Here is a 17,598-nt window from a genome sequence, read left to right as displayed (position 1 = left end):
GTATGCCCCGCCGCGTTCCCCAGCTGGTCGGCAGGTCGCCGGCGGCGGTGCCGTCAGCCGGCGACGAGCTCCGGCCTGGCGTAGCCCAGCAGGGCCGCGCGGTCCTCGGCGAGGACGAACCCCGCCGTGATCGCGGCGGCGGTGCCGGCGGTGTAGCGCTGCTCGTAGTCCGCCCGGGACGGGTAGAGCTGGGCGAGGCGCGCCGCGGGAAGCGGCTTGGTCGAGCCGATGAGCAGGCAGATCGCCGACAGGGCCGGCCCTGGCTCGCCGGACAGCGCGACGGCCGGGACGTCGACCGGCGGCGTCCGGACCCCGCCGAGGGCGATGCCGTCGGCGTCGCGGCGGACCGACGGGAACAGCCCCTCGTTCACGGTGACGCGCGCGGCGCTCGCCGGCGGCTGACCGGTGTCGAGCCAGGTCGTGAGCCCACGCAGCGCGGCCTTGGCGACCACGTGCATCGGCCCGTCGTTGATCGGGACACCGCAGTCGATGTTCGCCGCGTTCGCGCCGAGCAGGTGCTTGTCGGCGTGCGCGGTGCCGGCGATCTCCCACAGCCGGAAGCGGTCACTGTCGGGCTGCCGCGCCTTCGCGGAGCCGAGGATGCTGGTGAGATCCGACTCGGCCTGCACGTCCATCACCGGCGCGCGCTGATCGGTCCGGAAGGTGGTCGTGGTGCCGCCAAGCAGCGCGCCGGTCAGGTCCGCGTTCTGGCCGGGCCCGACCAGGGGCAGACCGGCCGCTCCCCGGCTGAGCACGTAGAAGCCGTCGAACGCGCCGGTCAGCGGCTGGACACCGTTGTAGTAGGTCGTCATCGCGAACGCCGACTGCGACTGGCCGGAGGCGATCAGCTTGCGCGGCGCCAGCCCGCCGATCCCCGCTCCGCCGCGCACGCCGCGGGCCACCTGGGTCAGGATGTCGTACGCGAAGCCGTCGCCGGGATGGTCCAGCGACCCGTAGCGGGCCGGGTCGATGGCCTTCAGGCCCTTGCCGGCCAGCTCGGAGCCCGGAGCGGGCACCGTGACGAGCACCTGCCCGCCGAGGACGCCGAGCCGCTGGGCCGACACGCCGACCCAGATGTGGCCCGCCCGGATGATCTCCTCGTGCAGCGTCGCCCACTCGGGATCGGCGTCGACGCCTCCGCTGACGTTGAGCCACTCGACGATGACCGTGCCGCTGAACCGCTCGGCGTCCGCCGGCTGGCGTACCAGCACCCGCGTGCGGTACGGCGCGGTCCCGTCCGGCTCGAACCTCCACCGGCCGTCGCCGCTGAGCCCGCCGACCGCCTTGTAGGAGGTCGCGGTACCCGCCGCGGCGTACTCGTGCTGCACGTAGCCCGCCGCCGGCAGGTCCACCGGGATCGCGGTGCCGATGAACGGCCCGCCTCCGCCCGTCAGCTCCTGGGACAGGTCCGCGGTGGGTCCCGGCACGGGCGTCGGCGCGGGGGTGGGGCCGCCGCCGGGGCCGCCGGGGCCACCCGGCATGCCTGGGCCGACGCAGGCCGTGAGCGGCAGCACCACGGCGCAGGCGATGGCGGCCACCGTCCGCCGGCGCCAGCGCGGCGCCCGCCGAGGCCGTGCGCCGCCGGCGCCAGGTAAGCCGGGTAAGACGCCTGGTTTGGATCCGGGAAGTTTCATGGACAACCGCTTTCTACTGGGACAAACCCACACGGGCTGGGCGCCGGTAGTCTGCCGCCGTTTTGGCGGTCGCACCATCCGCATCCGGAGACGCCAGATCGGGGGTCTCCATCTGGAGACCTCCGGACGTTTCACTCGGAAAGATGGCGGGTGACACTCTCCCCGTGGAGAATGCACCCCCGATGTCCGGACGGAGGACACAGGACCGGGTGGAGGAAAAGGCGTGGTGAGCGGCGGGCAGGCGCATCCGCCCACGTTCCGCGCCGACCCGCTGGCCGCTCTCCGCAAGAAGTACACCGAGATCGTCGCGTCGCTGGACCGTGACACGGCGATTCGCGGACTGGTCACGACCGTTCCGGGGGCGACCGGAGTCGATGTGGCATGGGTGGGCCTGCCCGCGGAGGCGGACGTGCTCGCGCTCGGGAACCCGGTGAATCTCGAAACGGATGTCCTGCGCGGCCTGGTCGTGCCGCGCGGGGTGGGCCTCGGCGGCCTGGTGATGGCGGCCCGCCGGCCGATGTGGGTCAGTGACTACCTCGGCGCGCAGGAGATCACGCATGATTTCGCGTGGCACGTCTCCCAGGAGCGCATCGTCTCGATGATCGCCGTTCCGGTCGTGTCCGACGGCAGGCTGCTCGGCGTCCTTTACGGGGCCAACCGCCAGAAGACCGAGTACAGCGATGTCATGGTCGGCGGATTGGAGACCGCCGCGAGCGCGCTGGCGACCGCGCAGATCGTCGCGGAACGTGCCCGGCACGCCGCCGAGGTGGCGGTCCATGAGGAGCGGCACCGGCTCGCGCTGGAACTGCACGACGGGGTCGGCGCGATGCTGTTCACGATCGGCGCCGGCATTCGGACGCTTTCCGCCGAACCCGACCTCGAGGCGGGCGTTCGCTCCCGGCTCGCCACCCTCGAGGCCCAGACCGCGCAGGCCGCGGCCGCCCTGCGCGGGTCCATGCGGGTGCTGTCCACCACGCCGCGGCGCCTCGCCCTGGGCGTCGCGCTGCGCGAGCACTGCCGCGCCTTCAGCGAGCGAACAGGAGTTCCCGCGCGCGTCCTCACCCTGACCGCCCTACCCGACCTGCCCGCCGCCTCGGCCCAGACCCTGGTGGACGTGACCCGAGAGGCCCTGGTGAACGTGGAGAAGCACGCCAGGGCGAGCTCCGTGGTCGTGTCCGTGTTCGCGATGGCCGACGGCGTCGCCGTCGCGGTCTCCGACGACGGCCTCGGTATCGACCCCTCGGTCGCCGCCGCGGCGACGGGCGCGGAACCAGCCACGGGCCCGGACGCGGGTCCGGGCATGGGGCACGGCCGGGGCCTGGGACTGGGCCTGGCGAGCATGACCGAACGCCTGGGACGGGTCGGCGGGACGCTGAAGATCGAGCAGAACGAGGACGGCGGCACGACGGTGCGCGCCTGGCTGCCGGCGTGAACGCGGCGTCGCCCCGGACGGTGCGGGTGCTCGTCGCCGACGACCACCCGATCGTCCTCGACGGCGTCACCCTCGCGCTGCGGCGCACCCCGTGGCTGGAGATCGTCGGCTACGCCCGCACCGGCCGGCACGCGATCGAGGCCGCGGCGCGGCTACAGCCCGACGTCGTCCTGCTCGACCTGCGCCTGCCGGACATGCTCGGCCCGGAGGCGACGGCCGGCCTGCTCGCCGAGGCGCCGTCTCTCAAGGTCATCCTGTTCACGGCCTACCCGGACCACGTCGCGATCGAGGCCGCGCTCGCCGCCGGGGCGCGGGGCGTCGTCGTGAAGGACACCGAACGGGCCGACCTGGTGGAGGTGATCCGCAAGGTCGTGGGTGGCGAGCGGGTCGTCGCCGCCGACCTCGGAGCCGACGGCGCCGCCGCGCCCCGCCGCGCCCTCGACGACCGCGGGATCACCCGCCGGGAGTACGACATCCTCCGCCGGGTCGCGATGGGCCAGACCAACCCCGAGATCGCCGACGCCCTCGGCCTGACCCGCAACACCGTGAAGACCTACCTGCAGCGCCTGCTGGAGAAACTCGGCGCCCGCAACCGCGTCGAGGCGCTCGCCCGCGCGAACGAACTCGGCATCCTCTGACCAGCCGAGGGGCCGCGACCAGCCGAGGGGGGTCGCGCCCTCCTGTCCAGGCAGGTCATCTTTGGAGGGCTGCCCCTGGACACCAGGGCGCGGCTGGCGGCCAGCGCCGCTCCGCCTGCCACGCATGATCGCCGTTTGTGCCCTGGGGAGGTCGTGGACAAGGGGCGGGGCGCGACCTCCGCGGGGCACAAACGGCGATCATGTTCGGTGCCGAGACAGGGCGGGCCTCGGGTGGGGTCGGGGTTAGTCGTTGGTGGCCTCGGTGAGCCGTGGGGTCGCCGGCTCGCTGGCCGTGGCCGGCGCGGTGGCCGGCGAACCTGCCGGCGCGGTGGCGAGTTCGGTCGGTTCGCCGAGGTAGGCCTCGCGGACGGCCGGGTTGGCCTGGATCTCGGCGGGGGTGCCGTCGGCGAGCACCTGGCCTTGGTGGAGGACGACGATGCGGTCGCAGGCCGACATGACCAGCGCCATGTCGTGGTCGACGACGAGCACGGTCAGGCCGGTGCCGTGGGCGAGGTCGCGCAGGCCGGCGGCGAGCTCGGTGATCTCCGTGATCGACAGGCCGGCGCCGGGCTCGTCGAGCAGGACGGCCGCCGGGTTGGCGGCCAGGGCGCGCGCGATGCCGACGAGCCGCCGCTTGGCCATCGGCAGCTCGGTGGGCAGGCGCAACAGGTCGTCGGCGAGGCCGAACCGCTCGAGCGCCGCCCGCGCCGGCTCGGGGAGCCGGCCGTCGGTGCGGCCGGCGTTCTCGGCCGCCACCCGCAGGTTCTGCGCGACGGTGAGGTCCTCGAACAGCTCGCCGGCCTGGAAGACGCGGCCGAGGCCGTGGCGCGCCCTGGCGTCGGGCGCCCGGCCGTGCAGCGGCCACTCGCCGAGCAGCACCTGGCCGCCCGTCGTCGGCGCGAAGCCGCCGATCGCGTCGAGCAGCGTCGTCTTGCCGGCGCCGTTGGGCCCGACGAGCCCGGTCACCTCGCCGGGCGCGGCCCGCAGCCGGGCGCCCGACACGGCGGTGACCCCGCCGAAGCGCACCGTCACGTCGTCGGCGACGAGCGGCTCGCCGGCCCGGGCCGGCACGTCGCCGGTGGGCAGCGGCGCCGGGTCGTACTGGGAGCGCTTGCGCCAGGCGACGCCGTTCTCGTGGACGATCACGGTGAGCACCAGGGCGGCGCCGAAGATCGTCGCGTAGTTCTCGGCGATGAAGCCGACGTGCAGCTCGGAGATCGCCAGGTAGACCAGGCCGCCGAACGCGAGGACGCCGCCGAGCAGGCCGCCGGAGATCGACGTCACGCCGGCGATCACGGCCAGGCTGACCAGGTTGATCGACTCGATGAACGAGAACTGCGTGAACGTGACCGACGAGCTGCGAAACGCCAGCAGCACGCCGGCCATGCCGGCGAGCGCCGACGAGATCACGAACGCGGACAGCTTGGCCCGCGCGACGCTGATGCCGACCGAGGCCGCGGCCCGCTCGTTCGTGCGCACGACGAGCAGCCGCCGCCCGAGACCCGAGCGCCGGACCGCGGCGACCGCGGCCCCCGCCAGCAGCAGCCAGAACAGGCAGTAGTACCCGTACCGGTCGGGATGGGTGGCCGCGTCGACGTCGAGGCCGAACACGGCGGGCAGCCGCGGCTGCATGCCGGTGATGCCGCCCGTGTAGTGCGTGCTGTCGAAGAGCACACCGGACACGGCGACCGCCATGCCCATCGTGAGGATCGCGAGGTTGACGCCGCGCACCCGCAGCGCGGGCAGCCCGACGAGCAGGCCCGCCAGCGCACCGACGGCCGCGCCCACGAGCGGCGCCAGCAGGAACGGCACGTGCGCGCCGATGTCGAGCCGCACGGCCACGTAGGCGCCGAGCCCGGCGACGGTCAGCTGGGCGAGGCTGATCTGGTTGGCGTACCCGATGAGCACGACCAGCGACAGCACCAGGATCGCGACGATGACGGTCGTGATCGCGGCGTCGCGCCACTTCGCGTCGCCAGTCGCGAGGATCGCGACGATCCCCGCGAACGCGACCGCGAGCGGGATCGGGCGGAACAGGCCGGCCGCGACCGGCGCGGCGGGCACCGCGGGCAGCCGGTTGCTGGCCTGGTCGCGCCGCAGGATCAGGATCGCCATGACGGCGACGAACGGGACTGTCTGCGGCCAGCCGATCTGGAAGCGCTCCGGCACGTGCTCGGCGACCAGGTGGGTGACGACGCCCTCGCCGACGCCGAGCGCGAGCCCGCCGCCGAGCGCCGGCAGGTAGCCGTCGAAGCGGCCGACGAGCGCGGCCGCGAGCGCGAAGGCCATGACGGTGAGCATCGCGGTGTCGAACTGCCCGACGATCGGGGCGACGAGGATGCCGGCGGCCGCCGCCAGCATCGAGCCGAGCCCCCAGTTGATGCTGCCGAGGGTGTGCGGTGAGGCGCCGAGCGCCTGGGCCGCGGACTCGTGCTCGGCCATCGCCTTGGTCATCAGCGGCAGCCGGGCCCAGGCCGACCACGCCGCGAGCCCGCCGACGACCACCACCGCGACCGCGAAGATGACGATCCGCTCCGTTGGCACGGTCAGGCCGAACAGGTGCGCGGCCGAGGACGGCAGCGAGGTGTTGGGCACGCGGGCCGCGTTCGGGAAGACGCTGTGGGCCAGCCCGACGAGCAGCCCGAGCAGGCCGAGTGTCGCGACCATCCGTGACAGCTGGGTCCGGTGGCGGATCGGCCGGATGACGAGCAGGTAGACGGCGGCGCCGAACAGCGCCGCGAGGACCAGCGTCACGACGGCGGCCGCCGCGGCCGGGAACCCGTGGTCGTCGCGCAGCCAATAGAACAGCAGGGCGCCCCACAACGCGATACCGGCGTGCGCCAGATTGATTGTCCGCGACCCTCGGTGGATCGCCACAATACCCACAGCACTCACCGCGTACACGCCGCCGACGCCCAGGCCTAACAGCGCGAACTGAAGGATGGTCCGTGCGTCCATACGCACCCCTAGCCATGTTTTCAGGCGAGCGGAGGCCCGGAGTGAGTCCTTCGCTTTCCATTGCGGGTTATTGTCCGCCGAGTGTAGGCTTGTGAGCGCTCACTCGCAACCCGGACGATGCAACCCGGACGATCCAGCCGGAGGACCAGATGGCGGACTTGGCGGAGTTAGCCCTCGAGGCGCGCGGGCTGTCGGCCGGCTACGGCCGGGTGCAGGTGCTGCGCGACGTCAACCTGACGGTCCGCCCGGGCGAGGTGGTCGCGCTGCTGGGCCCGAACGGCGCCGGCAAGACGACGCTGCTGCGCACGCTGGCCGGCTACCTGCGTCCCGCGGGCGGCGAGGTCCTGCTCTTCGGGGCGAGCTGCGGCCGGATGCCGGTCTACAAGCGGTGCCGGCAGGGGGTGTCGTTCATGGGGGAGGAGCGGCACGTCTTCCCCGGGCTCACCGTGCGCCAGTCGCTGCGGCTGGTGCGCGCCCAGGGCGAGCAGGCGGCGCTGTTCCCGGCGCTCGCGGACCGGGCCCGCCACCGCGGCGCGCTGCTGTCCGGCGGCGAGCAGCAGATGCTGGCCCTCACGCTCGCGCTGGCGCGCAAGCCCCGGCTGCTGCTGATCGACGAGCTGTCGCTCGGCCTCGCGCCGCTGGTACGTGAGCGCCTACTCGACACCGTGCGGACGACCGCCGACACCGGCGTCGGCGTGCTCGTCGTCGAGCAGAATGCCCGCTCCGTTCTCGACCGCGCGGACCGCGCCTATGTCATGCGGCGCGGCGAGGTCGTCGAGGAAAGGCCGGCCGACCATTGGCGGGCCGACCTGGACGGCCTGGCGGCGCTCTACCTCTCCTGATTCTTTTCCCTGAATCTTTTCCAGGTCCTGAAGGGCTTCTTCGGGCCGTTTCGCGAGTTAGTTCTCCGGGAGGATGACCATGTTCAGATCTCTGCGGTTCCTGCGCGGGCCGGCGGCGTTAGCGTCGCTCGCCGTGCTGGCCGTCGCCTGCGGAGGTGGCGGCGACGACACGTCGTCGGGCACGGCGGGCGGCCCGAGCGGCGACCCCATCAAGATCGCGGCGATCTCGGGGCTGTCCGGCGGCGTCAGCACCAACCCGGAGTACGCCTCCGGCGCGGACGCCGCGGTGAAGGCCATCAACGCGCGCGGTGGGATCAAGGGCCGGCCGCTGGAACTCACGCACTGCGACAACCACCAGAACGCCACCGACTCGGCGAAGTGCTACCGCGACATCCTGGCGGACAAGGACATCGTCGCGATCGCCGGCGGCTCGGACAACTACCACGACGCGACCGCGACCCAGATCGAGGCCGCCAAGCTGCCGATCATCGGGCAGTTCCCGGTCTCCAAGTTCGACCTCACCAACCCGCTGTCCTTCAACGTCAACGGCGCGGTCGTCGTCGGCTTCCACGGCCTCACCCAGGACGTCGTCGCCAGCGGCGCCAAGAAGGTCGGCCTGGTCACCCTCGACATCCCGACGGCCGACGTCATCCGCAAGTCGGTCGGTGACGTCCTTTCCAAGGCCGGCGTCGAGATCGTGAACAACGTGCGCATCGCGCCGTCCACGGCCGATCTGTCCGCGCCGGCCCAGCAGGTGACGCAGGACAACCCCGACGCCGTCATCTGGCTGACGTTCGCCGCGCAGACCAGCGTCGCGGTCAAGGCGCTGCGCTCCACCGGCTACAAGAAGACCGTCGCATTCGCCGGCAGCGCGTTCAACCGGGCGGACATCGAGGCCATGGGCGCCGGCGGCCCGCTGACCGTCGGGCTCGTCTTCCCACCGGCCTGGGACACCTCGACCACGTTCGGCAAGCAGTTCAACGAAGACATGAAGGCCTACTCGCCGGACGGCAAGATCGACGAGCTCAGCCTGGGCAGCTGGCTGGGCGTCCAGCTCTTCGCGCAGCTGGCGGCCACCCTGCCGACCATTGACAGGGCATCGGTGCTCGCCGGCCTGCAGAAGATGCCCAACGTGGACACCGGTGGCCTGACCCCGCCGATCAGCTTCGCGGACAAGAGCCCACTGCCCTACGCCTCGGTCTACAACCCCGCCTACTCGGTCGTGCACGTCACCGACGGCAAGGCGGACTGGGACGGCAACCTGTACGAGTTCGGCACCGCGAAGGTCATCGAGCCCGGCGCGTAGACCACGGACGGCCGGCGCCGGCGAAATGTCCGCCGTGGCGCGGTCCATGGCTCGCGGATCGGCGGACAGGTCGACGGTCCCGGCCGGCCCTCGGCCCTGGCCGTCCGGGATTGCCACGGCCCCCGGACCTGTCCGTCAGAGCGCGGTCCGCGGCCGCGTTCTGACGGACAGGCCGGGTGAACCGGGCGCCACGGGAGGTCGGCGCCCGGAGAGCGGAAAACCGCTGGTCGCGGTACCGCGGCTTTGACAGGGTCGGATTGTGGCAGACGAGGCCCCCGGCGACCTGACGACGCGGCGCCCCACCCCTGAAGACCATCGGCGGGTGCTCGCCGTCCTGGACGACTGGTGGGGCGGCTTCCAACGAGAGCACGGCTCGGCGCGGCGCAGGTCGCTGCTGCCACGGCTGTACTTCCAGCACTTCGCGGACAGCAGCTTCCTGGTCGAGCGGGACGGGCGACTGGTCGCGTTCCTCATCGGGTTCGTCTCGCAGTCGCGGCCGGACGTCGGCTACATCCACTTCGTCGGGGTCGACCCGGCGGCGCGCCGGACGGGGATCGCCGCGAGCCTGTACCGGCGCTTCTTCCAGCACGTCGCCGCCCGAGGCTGCCGCCAGGTCACCTGCATCACCACCCCCGGCAACCGACTGTCCGTGGCCTTCCACACCGGCATCGGTTTCGCGATCAGCCCCGGGGACACCGTGATCGACGGCGTCTCGGCCCACAGCGACTACGACGGGCCGGGGCTGCCGTGCGTCGTCTTCACCCGCGCACTCGACGACTTCCTGGACCCGGCGCCGGACCCGGTGGGGGTGGATCGCTGAAGCGAGCCGCGGGGCGCGGTCAGCCGCGGGTGGGCAGGCCCACGCGGTCGGGGACGACGCGGTCGATGCCGTCGAGCAGGCGTTCCGGGGGGTCGGGCCACCAGCGGCCGGCGGGCAGGGCCCGCAGGGCGCGGCGCAGCTCGCGGCTGTCGGACCGGACCGGCACCACCCGCGCGGGAGCGGCCGCGGCCAGCACCCCCAGATACCAGTGGCGACGGGTCGGCGGCCAGCCGTCCGGGTCGAGCAGCACCAGGCTGTCCGGCATGTCCACCTCGCCGCGGCGGAACCGGTCGGCCGCCGCGGCGACCGCGACCTCCAGGTCGCCGACCGCGCCGGCCTCGTCGTAGCGAGCCGTCCAGGCCGCCGCGACCTCGGCGAGCGGGTCGGCGTCGTGCACCACGTACGGGGTGGCGACGCCCCGGCACTCCCGCCAGGCCGCCGCCGCCCGGGCGCCGGGCGACATCGTGTCGTCCGGCAGCACGAGGGTCACGTTGGCGGCGCTGGCCAGCGGGGCGACGACCGACCGCGTCACCGTGTCCGGCGACGCCGTCGGGTCCGGCCCGACGACGCACACCACCGTCGAGGAGAGCCGATGCACCCCTCGACGCTACCGCCGTCCCCGGCGGCGACGCCCCTGCCCCCGCGCTCGACATGATCGCGGTTTGTGCCCTCGGGGTGTCGTGGACGCGGTCATTTCACGACCCCCCGAGGGCACAGTCGGCGATCACATGCGGCCAGTCGATGGTGGCGGTGGCGCGGCGCGGCGCGGTCGGCCTGGCGGTCGGGTCCGCGCGGGTCAGGCGTCCGGCGGGGGTCAGCCGGCGAAGCCGAGTTCGCGTAGTGCCTTGCGGTAGGCGACGCCGAGCGCGTCGAAGGCGCGGTGTATCTCGTCGGCGGCGAACACGCGGGCTGGGCGCTGGGACTCGACGATCACCTTGTCGGGCGCCCAGATGCGATCTTCCACTGCCTGCAGCCCCACGCCGTCCACCGGGCCGTCGCCGTAGACGGCCGGGTCGAAGGCGGCCATCCAGTACAGCCGCAGGGTCGTCGCCGACGTCGGGGCGCAGACGGAGAACAGGACGGTGCTGGGGCCGGTCGCGCCGCCGAGCCAGACCGCGAACGGCAGCTCGATGCGGTATTGGAAGGCGGTCTCGCCGACCGGGCGGCGCCCGTCGGGGCCGGGTTCGGCGACTGGGTTGACGCTTGGGTAGCGGTAGTCCGCCTCGACGGTCCACTCGGTCCGGCGGACCGGGTACGGGTCGACGGCCAGGACCTCGTCGTTGCCGAACGTGTCGGTGTGCAGCACCGAGAAATGGCCGATGTCGCAGAAGTTCTCGACCTGGCGGGCCGCCTGGCCGTTCCAGTTCTGGACGGTGCCGACGTAGTGCGGCCAGGCCAGGTCCTCGATCTCACCGAAACGCGGGCGGGGGCGGGCCTCGTCCGCCTCGTCGGCCAGGCAGGCCCAGACCAGCCCGGCCGCCTCGGCCACCCGCACCGGCCGCGCGGCGATCAGATCCGGGATCTTCTGACCGGGCTGCTGCGGAATGTCGACGCAGGCGCCGGCGCCGTCGAACGCCCACGAATGGTACGGACAGCGGACCCGGCCGTCGGCGTCGACCTGGCCGCCCGACAGCGGCACGCTCCGGTGCGGGCAGCGGTCGACCAGCGCGGCGACGGTGCCGGCCGCGCCGCCCGGGGCGGACGCCGGCCGGCGCCACAGGACGAGCGGGACGTCGCAGAGCTCGGCGCGGACCGGGGCGGCGCCGACGTCCGCCGCGCGCGCGACCGGGTGCCAGTACCGCGCCGAGGCGGCGAGGAAGGCGGCGTCCAGCGCGGCGTCGCGGTCCGTGGCCGCCGAGCCGCCCGTCGCCCATACGGCGTTGACCACGCTGTTGACAGCGCCGCCGCGGCCGGCGCCGGCCGGCTGGCCGTCGGGGCTCGCGGGCTCGGACGGGACGGCTGACGGCGCGGACACGGGCGGCGCCGTCGTGATCGGCGTGGCCGCGCCGACGTAACCGAGCAGGTCAGCCAGGGGAGCGGGATCGACGATGGTCACCAACGGACCGTAGGCGAGCCCCGTTGCGCCGGTGTTGCCCCCGAGCAACAGCCCCGGCGAGACGCCGGGCCGCCGACGGCGTCGCGCCGACCGCCACCGGCCATTGGCCATTGGCCATTGGCCACCGATCACTAACCATCGGGTCGCGTCGCGCCGACCGCCACCCGCGACGACCGATCGCCGACGACCGACCGCACTCACTCGTCATGGCATCGCGGGGAAGACGAGAGGCACCGCCAGCCGGCCGTGACGAAAGTGCGACAGTGCGCGGCCGATGGGGTAGACCCGTGGGTTATGACGTTCGGTTCAGCCATGTACCCGGCCTATCCGGCGCCGTCGGCCAAGGCCGTCGAGCTGTACGCGTCCCTGGTGGACTTCCTGCGGACGGAGGTGTTCCCGGCCGAGAAGGCCTACGAGGAGTACCGCGAGCAGGCCGGCCCGGGTGACCACACGCTGCCGCCGGTCGTCGAGGAGCTGAAGACCAAGGCGAAGGCCCGCGGGCTGTGGAACCTCTTCCTGCCGGCCGAGTCGGGCCTGACGCAGCTGGAGTACGCGCCGCTGGCGGAGCTGACCGGCTGGTCGACCGAGATCGCCCCCGAGGCGCTGAACTGCCAGGCCCCGGACACCGGGAACATGGAGCTGCTGCACCTGATCGGCACGCCGGACCAGCAGAAGGAGTGGCTCGAGCCGCTGCTGGACGGGTCGATCCGGTCCGCGTTCGCGATGACGGAGCCGGCGGTGGCCTCGTCGGACGCGACGAACATCGAGACCCGGATCGAGCGGGACGGCGACCATTATGTGATCAACGGCCGCAAGTGGTGGATCTCGGGGGCGGCCGACCCGCGCTGCCGGGTGCTCATCGTCATGGGCAAGACGGACCCGACCGGGCCGACCCACCGCCAGCAGACCATGGTGATCGTCCCGGTCGACACGCCCGGCGTCGCCATCGAGCGCTCCCTGCCGGTGTTCGGCCGGCAGGACCAGCACGGGCACTGCGTGCTCACGCTCACCGACGTGCGGGTGCCGGTCACGAACGTGCTGGGGGAGGAGGGCGGCGGTTTCGCGGCGGCGCAGATGCGGCTCGGCCCCGGCCGGATCCACCACGTGATGCGGGCGCTGGGGGCCGGCGAGCGGGCGCTCGCGCTGATGGTCGCCCGGGCCCAGAACCGGGTGGCGTTCGGCAAGCCACTGGCCGAGCAGGGCGCCGTGCGGGAGCGGATCGCCGAGTCGCGCATCGAGCTGGAGCAGGCCCGAGCCCTGTGCCACAAGGCGGCCTTCGTGATCGACAGCGAGGGGAACCGGGCGGCCCGCCACCTGGTCTCCGCCGCGAAGGTCGCGGTCCCCCGGGCGGTGCTCAGCGTCATCGACCGGGCGATCCAGCTCCACGGCGCCGCCGGCGTCAGCGACGTCACCCCGCTCGCGGCGCTCTACGCCCGGCACCGGGCGATGCGGATCTTCGACGGTCCGGACGAGGTCCACCTGGGCACGCTGGCCCGGCGCGAGCTCGGCGGCGAGCCGCTGTTCACCTTCTGACCCGGGAGCCGGGCATGCCTGAGTCGCCGGTCGGGCTCGACCTCGACCACCTGGAAGGCTTCCTCAAGGAACACCTGGAGCTCGCGGGGCCGCTCTCGGCACGGCTGATCGCCGGCGGGCGGTCCAACCTGACCTACGGCGTGACCGACGGGCGGCGGCGCTGGGTCGTACGCCGCCCGCCGCTGGGCCACGTGCTCGCGAGCGCCCACGACATGGGCCGGGAGTTCCGCGTCCTGTCGGCGCTCGCGGACTCGCCGGTGCCGGTGCCGCGCGTGGTGGTCCGCTGCGTCGACCCAGAGGTCGTCGGGGCCGAGTTCTACGTCATGGACCACGTCGACGGGCTCGTCATCCGCACCGCCGCCCAGCTCGCCGAGATACACGCGGGCGGCGGCGGCGAGGCCGTGCCGCGCGTCCTCGCGACGACGCTCGCGACGCTGCACGCGGTCGACCCGGCCGAGGTGGGTCTCGCGGACTTCGGCCGTCCCGAGGGGTACGCCGAGCGGCAGGTGCGCACCTGGCGGCGCCAGCTCGCCGCGTCGCGGTCGCGGGAGATCCCGGGCCTGGACGCGCTGGCGGACCGGCTGGCGGCGGCGGTGCCGGTGGCGGCGCGGTCGGGCATCGTGCACGGCGACTACCGGCTCGACAACTGCATGCTGGACGAGTCGCTGACCCGGGTGGCCGCGGTGCTGGACTGGGAGATGGCCACGCTGGGCGACCCGCTGGCCGACGTCGGCTCGCTGTGCATGTGGTGGGACGGCCTGGTCGGGCTCGACAGCCCGACGGCCGCCGCTCCCGGGGAGCATCTCGGCGTCTCCTCCGACGTGGCGCTCACCGCCTATGCCGCCGCGGCGGGGTGGGAGGAGGCCGAGCTGCGTTCGCGGATGCGCTGGTATCTCGGTTTCTCCTACTTCAAGCTCGCGGCGATCGCCGAGGGCATCCACTTCCGTTTCCTGCGTGGTGAGACCGTGGGCGCGGGTTTCGACCGGATCGGCGCGATGACGGCTCCCCTGGTCGTCCGGGGCCACGCCGCCCTGGACGCCTGACCGGCCGCGGACCGGCGACGCGGCCCGAGCCCTGGGGAAAATTCCCGGCCCCGGGCCGCGTCACCCGGTCTGGTCTGTCGGTCCGCGGCTTCGTCGTCACCGTTGCCTGATCGCGGGGGACGGTGCCACCGGGGTCGCGTCGAGCGCGCAGCAGTGCGGAGGGCGCGCCCGCTCACCGGAGAACGCCGGCGCGGCGGCCGGGGCCGGTTCGGCGGGGCGCGCCGGGTTGCGGATGCCCGCGACGGCGGCCAGGCCGCCGGCGGCGCAGAGGGCCGCGCAGATCCACACGGCGACGCGAAAGCCGCGGTCGAAGACGGCGGCGTCGAGGTAGGCGGCCCCGGCGAGCCCCGCGGCCGCGGGAAGTACGGCGACCGCCAGCAGCTGGGCGGTGCGGGCGACGTCGTTGTTCACGGCGGAGGCCACCCCGGCGTGCTCGGCCGGCGCCGCGCCCAGCGCCGTCGACGTCAGCGGCGCGACGGTGATCGCCAGACCGAGGCCCAGCACCGCGACGGCGGGCAGGACGTCGCGCAGGTACCCGTCGCTCTGCCCGGCTCTCGACAGCAGCGCGAGCCCGGCGGCGGCGACCAGCGGGCCTGCGCTCATCTGCAGCCGTGGGCCGATCCGGTCGGCGAGCGCGCCGGAACGGGAAGACAGCGCGAGCATGAGGATCGTGACGGGGAGCAGCGCGGTGCCAGCGGCTATCGGCGAGTACCCGTCGACCTGCTGCAACTGGATCGGAAGCAGGAACAACGCGCCGCCGAGCGCCGCGTAGACCGCGAAGGTGACCAGGTTCGCCGCGGTGAACTGCCGGGACGAGAACAGGCCCGGCGGAAGCATCGGCTCGGCCGTCCGCCGTTCCGCGACGACGAACGCGGCGAGCAGCAGGACTCCCAGCAGCAGCGGCACGATCACCAGCGGCGACGTCCAGCCGCTCGCTGGTCCCTCGATGAGCCCGTAGGACAGCCCGACCAGCCCGAGCGTCACCAGGCCCGCGCCGGTCAGGTCGATCCGGCGAGGCGCGGCCGGATCGGTCGACTCCGGGACGTGCCGGGCCGCGACCGCGATGACCACGACGGCGAGCGGCAGGTTGATGAAGAAGATGAGCCGCCAGGAGACCGCCGACACCAGCCAGCCGCCGAGGAACGGGCCCACCGCGGTGGTCACGCCGGACAGGCCGGACCAGGCGCCGATCGCGCGGGAACGGTCGCGCTCGGCGAACGACGCCTGCAGGATCGCCAGGCTGCCCGGGGTGAGCAGCGCCGCGCCGACGCCCTGCAGCGCCCGCGCGCCGATCAGCGCCGACGCGTTCGGCGCGAGCCCGCACAGCAGCGACGCGACCGCGAACCAGCCGACTCCGAGGGTGAACACCCGCCGCCGGCCATACCGGTCACCGAGCGAGCCGCCCACGAGCAGCAACCCGGCGAGAGTGAGCGTGTAGGCCGTCACGACCCACTGCAGCGAGGCGAGATCGGTGTCGAAGTCCCGGCCGATCGCCGGCAGCGCGACGCCGACGGCGGTCGCGTCGATCGCGGCGAGCCCGGACCCGAGCACGGTCGCGAGCAGCACCCACCGCCCCGGCGCCGACGAGAACGTCAACCCGCCCGGCGGCTCTGGCACACCCGGACCCTACGTCCGGCCCCAGCCGCTGTCCTGGGCGCCGAGGCCGGCCGCGCCGGCGCGGCCGGGAGCCGCTCAGGGCATCGAGCTGCTTCAGGCCATCCGCCAGAGCCGTACCGTCTTGTCGTGGCTGCCGGTGGCCAGGATGCGTCCGTCCGCCGTCAGCGCCATCGATGCCACGCCGTTGGTGTGGCCGGTGAGTGGCTGGCCGATCTGCTGGGGCCGGGCGGGATCGGTGAGATCCCACAGGCGCACTGTCTTGTCGACGCCACCGGTCGCGAGAGCGCGTCCGTCCGCCGACAGCGCCACCGACGCCACGGCGGCGGTATGCCCGGTGAGTGGTTCGCCGATCTGCTGGGGTCGGCGGGGATCGGCGACGTTCCACAGGCGTACCGTCCGGTCGTCGCTGCCGGTGGCGAGGGTGTGTCCGTTCGCCGTGAACGCCATCGACGCCACGCTACTGGCATGGCCGGCCAGTGGCTGGCTGGCCCGCCGGACCTGGGCGGGGTCGGCGACGTCCCACAGCCGCACCGTCCGATCGGTGGCACTGGTGGCGAGGGTGCGCCCGTCCGCCGTGAACGCCACCGTCCAGATGGTGGCGGTGTGGCCGATGAGTGGCCGGCCGATCTGCTGGGGTCGGGTGGGGTCGGTGAGATCCCACAGCCGCACCGTCCGATCCCAGCTGCCGGTGGCGAGGGTGCGTCCGTCCGCTGTCAACGCCATCGACGCGACGCTGCTGGTGTGGCCGGTCAGTGGCTGGCCGATCTGCTGGGGTCGGGTGGGGTCGGCGACGTCCCACAGCCGTACCGTCCGGTCGGCGCAACCGGTCGCGAGGATGCGCCCCTCCGCCGCGAACACCACTGACCAGATGCCGTAGCCGCGGTCGGCGAGAGGCTGGCCGATCCGGCGGGGTCGGGCGGGGTCCGTGACGTCCCACAGCCGTACCGTCCGGTCGTCGCCGCCGGTGGCGAGGATGAGTCCGTCCGCCGTGAACGCCACCGACCGAACGGCGCCGGTGTGGCCGGTGAGAGGTCCGCCGACCGGCCCGGAACCGGTCGACAGGGCGGGTGCCGGCCGAGGGGGAGCGGGCGCCGGCCGAGGCGGAGGAGGAAAGGCCGGCTCGTCGACGGGCGGGGTGCCGCGCGCCGGTACGGGGAAGGTGGGGGCGGTCGCGGGTTTGGCGCGGCCGGTCAGGCTGCCGCGGATCTGGTCGAGCAGATGGCGGTGGGCGTCGTCGGCCGGCCGGTCGAACAGGTCGATGGACACGACGGCGCCGAGCAGACCCGGGCGGGGGCAGTCCTCGACCCGGATGGGCAGGAGCTTGCGGCCGAAACCGGTCGGGTCGGCGGCGTGGGCGGCCTGCCACTCCTGCTTTCCGTACATCGACTTCAGGTAGGACGCGGACAGGATGGCGATGGTCCGTTCCGCGTGCTGGACGCCTTCGTCCATCCGGAACCGCCAGTTGTGTCCGGGGACGAAGTCCCAGGCCTGGATCAGGACCCGGTATCCGGCATCCTCCAACTGCCAGGCCACCCACTCGGCCCAGGCCCGGTCGACGCCCGTGTAGGAGACGAAGAAGTCCCACCCTTCCGCGCCGGCCGTGCGCCCCGTGATCGTCACAGGCCCGATCTTCGCATCGCCGGACGCCCGCCCTGCGCAGGTCGGTCACGTCGCGGCTGAGCTGTGCGGGAACAGGCCGCCCTCGCGTCCCGCTCCTTC

Annotated in this window: 13 protein-coding genes; 7 read left to right on the top strand and 6 right to left on the bottom strand. The window is 73.6% G+C overall.

Features of this window, described 5'->3' with window-relative positions:
- Window positions 1-53: 53 nt before the first annotated feature.
- Window positions 54-1,634, bottom strand: a complete 1,581-nt coding sequence (locus I6A81_RS24105) for an alpha/beta hydrolase domain-containing protein (protein WP_203005172.1) — start codon at window positions 1,632-1,634, stop codon at window positions 54-56.
- Window positions 1,635-1,860: 226 nt separating this feature from the next.
- On the opposite strand from I6A81_RS24105, the gene I6A81_RS24100 reads away from it, so the two are divergent.
- Window positions 1,861-3,066, top strand: a complete 1,206-nt coding sequence (locus I6A81_RS24100) for a GAF domain-containing sensor histidine kinase (protein ID WP_203005171.1) — start codon at window positions 1,861-1,863, stop codon at window positions 3,064-3,066.
- Complete coding sequence (locus I6A81_RS24095; RefSeq protein ID WP_203005170.1) at window positions 3,063-3,704, top strand: response regulator transcription factor; 642 nt, start codon at window positions 3,063-3,065, stop codon at window positions 3,702-3,704. The genes I6A81_RS24100 and I6A81_RS24095 overlap by 4 nt, the downstream gene beginning before the upstream one ends.
- A 243-nt stretch (window positions 3,705-3,947) precedes the next feature.
- Here I6A81_RS24095 and I6A81_RS24090 read toward each other — a convergent pair whose 3' ends face one another.
- Window positions 3,948-6,662 (bottom strand): ABC transporter permease subunit, encoded by a 2,715-nt coding sequence (locus tag I6A81_RS24090; RefSeq protein WP_203005169.1) that lies wholly within the window; start codon window positions 6,660-6,662, stop codon window positions 3,948-3,950.
- A gap of 149 nt (window positions 6,663-6,811) precedes the next feature.
- Between I6A81_RS24090 and I6A81_RS24085 the strand changes: the two genes are divergently transcribed.
- The 3 genes from I6A81_RS24085 to I6A81_RS24075 all read left to right on the top strand — a co-directional run bounded on the left by I6A81_RS24085 (window position 6,812) and on the right by I6A81_RS24075 (window position 9,630).
- Window positions 6,812-7,504, top strand: a complete 693-nt coding sequence (locus I6A81_RS24085; RefSeq protein ID WP_203005168.1) for an ABC transporter ATP-binding protein — start codon at window positions 6,812-6,814, stop codon at window positions 7,502-7,504.
- A gap of 79 nt (window positions 7,505-7,583) precedes the next feature.
- Window positions 7,584-8,810 (top strand): ABC transporter substrate-binding protein, encoded by a 1,227-nt coding sequence (locus I6A81_RS24080; RefSeq protein WP_203005167.1) that lies wholly within the window; start codon window positions 7,584-7,586, stop codon window positions 8,808-8,810.
- 259 nt (window positions 8,811-9,069) lie between these two features.
- On the top strand, window positions 9,070-9,630 hold the full coding sequence (locus I6A81_RS24075) for a GNAT family N-acetyltransferase (protein WP_203005166.1): 561 nt from the start codon (window positions 9,070-9,072) through the stop codon (window positions 9,628-9,630).
- A gap of 19 nt (window positions 9,631-9,649) precedes the next feature.
- Here the strand turns inward: I6A81_RS24075 and I6A81_RS24070 are convergent, their stop codons facing one another.
- On the bottom strand, window positions 9,650-10,228 hold the full coding sequence (locus tag I6A81_RS24070) for a hypothetical protein (protein WP_307874874.1): 579 nt from the start codon (window positions 10,226-10,228) through the stop codon (window positions 9,650-9,652).
- Between the two features lie 216 nt (window positions 10,229-10,444).
- Window positions 10,445-11,686 (bottom strand): aromatic ring-hydroxylating dioxygenase subunit alpha, encoded by a 1,242-nt coding sequence (locus I6A81_RS24065; protein WP_307874873.1) that lies wholly within the window; start codon window positions 11,684-11,686, stop codon window positions 10,445-10,447.
- A 294-nt stretch (window positions 11,687-11,980) separates the two neighbouring features.
- Between I6A81_RS24065 and I6A81_RS24060 the strand changes: the two genes are divergently transcribed.
- Both I6A81_RS24060 and I6A81_RS24055 read left to right on the top strand, forming a co-directional pair.
- Window positions 11,981-13,219 (top strand): acyl-CoA dehydrogenase family protein, encoded by a 1,239-nt coding sequence (locus I6A81_RS24060; protein ID WP_238429794.1) that lies wholly within the window; start codon window positions 11,981-11,983, stop codon window positions 13,217-13,219.
- Between the two features lie 14 nt (window positions 13,220-13,233).
- Window positions 13,234-14,262 (top strand): phosphotransferase family protein, encoded by a 1,029-nt coding sequence (locus I6A81_RS24055; protein ID WP_203005165.1) that lies wholly within the window; start codon window positions 13,234-13,236, stop codon window positions 14,260-14,262.
- 96 nt (window positions 14,263-14,358) lie between these two features.
- Here I6A81_RS24055 and I6A81_RS24050 read toward each other — a convergent pair whose 3' ends face one another.
- Together I6A81_RS24050 and I6A81_RS24045 are read right to left on the bottom strand one after the other, a co-directional pair.
- The gene (locus tag I6A81_RS24050; RefSeq protein ID WP_203005164.1) at window positions 14,359-15,879 is read right to left on the bottom strand and encodes an MFS transporter; all 1,521 of its coding nucleotides are present in this window, start codon (window positions 15,877-15,879) and stop codon (window positions 14,359-14,361) included.
- 93 nt (window positions 15,880-15,972) lie between these two features.
- On the bottom strand, window positions 15,973-17,499 hold the full coding sequence (locus tag I6A81_RS24045) for a toll/interleukin-1 receptor domain-containing protein (RefSeq protein ID WP_307874872.1): 1,527 nt from the start codon (window positions 17,497-17,499) through the stop codon (window positions 15,973-15,975).
- Between the last annotated feature and the right edge of the window lie 99 nt (window positions 17,500-17,598).

The sequence above is a fragment of the Frankia nepalensis genome, from assembly GCF_016786325.1.
In the GTDB taxonomy this organism is placed as follows: Bacteria; Actinomycetota; Actinomycetes; order Frankiales; family Frankiaceae; genus Pseudofrankia; species Pseudofrankia nepalensis.
The sequence above is the reverse complement of the archived record's forward strand: the minus strand, read 5'-3'. Positions and strand labels throughout refer to the sequence as shown.